Raw genomic sequence first — 1744 nt, 5'->3', positions numbered from 1 at the left:
TGTCATTACTGAGGGATCTTGACGGGATAAGTACCAACCGATTCTGTCATGCTCTTACATTCTAGTCAGGAATGATACTTCTCGCCTTACACGTCGATATTCAGTGATTGTGATTTTTTAATCCTAAGCTCTCTAGTGCTGAGGTTTTCTTCCTTCCAGATGTTTTTAATCGTACCAATACTCACAGTGATATCGTGTTGTTTTAGCTCCATCGTGAGTTGCATCAAAGTCAGGTGTGGGTTCTGCAACGTCAGCTCAATAATCTTGTCTTCTGCATATTCTGGTATGCGATTCTTACTGCGGTTTAGAGGCTTATTGATCCGCTTCAGCCCTATAGGCCCTTCCTCAGCCATGATTTTCTGATAGGTGTAAAGGGATTGGCGGGAGCAACCAAGGATACGGGCTGCTTTCGATATACTACCCAACTGCTCTACTAGCTCTAAGGCTTCTATTTTCCGCTGAACCTCTTTGCCATATTTACTGCATTTACGAGGCTCAACCAGCTCGGTAATATCTAGCCGACGGTGGCCAAAATAAACGGAGAATGTGCCATCGAACTGGCATCTAATCTCTACTTTTTGGTTCTCAATGGAATAGCGGATAGGCGAATCGATAACGTACCTTTTGTTACCAAAGCCAAACGTATGATCACGCCGTATGGTTCGATACTCTTTCTGTACGCAGATGCTGTTGAGGTCTAAATCGCGGGGCAAGCGCTTAAAGGCAGACCGTGCACTTTTAGGCCGAACTCGAACATTTTTATCCCAATAATTTGGAATAAACTCTTCTTGTAAATAGCGATTCGCGCCTTCCATATCGGTAATATTGTGTAATCGTAATTCGGGTACCAGCCTATCTTGGAAGGTATCAAATGAGCGTTCAATGCGTCCCTTTCCTTGTGGTGAGTTAGCAAAGATAATTTCAATACCAAGCTCTTCACAAGCTCGCTGCATTTGAGAGAAGTTGCTTCGTTTAGGACCACCGAAGATACCCGCTCTATCGACGTAAAGCGTCTTAAATATCCCTCGCTTCTCAATATAAGCTCTCATCACCCTCATACAGCCTTCGGTGGTCTCTGAGGGGAAAAATTGAGCATGAATATCACTGGTGGCGTCATCAATCATAGCAATCAAACAAGATTTCTCATCACCAAACCAGCGATGAGGACTCCCATCCATTTGAAGCATTAATCCAGGCAGCTCCATACGCTCTCGATACTTCCTAACTCGACTTCTGCGTCGCTTAGCACGTTTAACATGATGAATATCGTGTGCCCAAGAGCGTAACGTTTCACGCTTAATGCCGATCCCTTCGTTCTTTTTGAGGACTTCAGAGAGATGCTGCAAATTGAAATCGAAGTACTTGGTTTGTATGAGACTTTGGACTTCTTTCTTAAGCGAATCAGGGATCTTATTGGTTGGAGAGCGCCCTCGATTCCCATGAATGATGAAGCGAATACCTTCTTTCCGATATCGGCTTAGATAACGCTCAACAGTTCGCCGAGACTTGTTGAGCAAGGTTGTGGCACTATTGATGCTGATTTTGCCATCAATAATTTTGCAGATGATATCGACAGTAAACTGGGATTTAGAATCCATATAGAACATCCTTAGCCCCTTCCAAAGTTTAATTCATTACTTTAAAAGGTAAGCCAATTTAGTCCCGTCAAAATCCCTCGGTAGTTATTGTAATGACAAAGTCGCTTGGTAATTAAGGTACGACAGAATCCCTTGGTGATCACAGG

The 1744-nt window shown here is 43.5% G+C and carries 1 protein-coding gene; it reads right to left on the bottom strand.

Annotated features, from left to right (window positions below):
• Positions 1 to 86 precede the first annotated feature (86 nt).
• A complete protein-coding gene (locus WR49_RS20630; protein ID WP_082082811.1) occupies positions 87 to 1607 on the bottom strand; it encodes an ISNCY family transposase in 1521 nt (506 codons plus the stop codon).
• Positions 1608 to 1744 lie beyond the last annotated feature (137 nt).

It is taken from the genome of Vibrio sp. ECSMB14106 (assembly GCF_000972265.1).
GTDB lineage: Bacteria > Pseudomonadota > Gammaproteobacteria > Enterobacterales > Vibrionaceae > Vibrio > Vibrio kanaloae.
The sequence above is the reverse complement of the archived record's forward strand: the minus strand, read 5'-3'. Positions and strand labels throughout refer to the sequence as shown.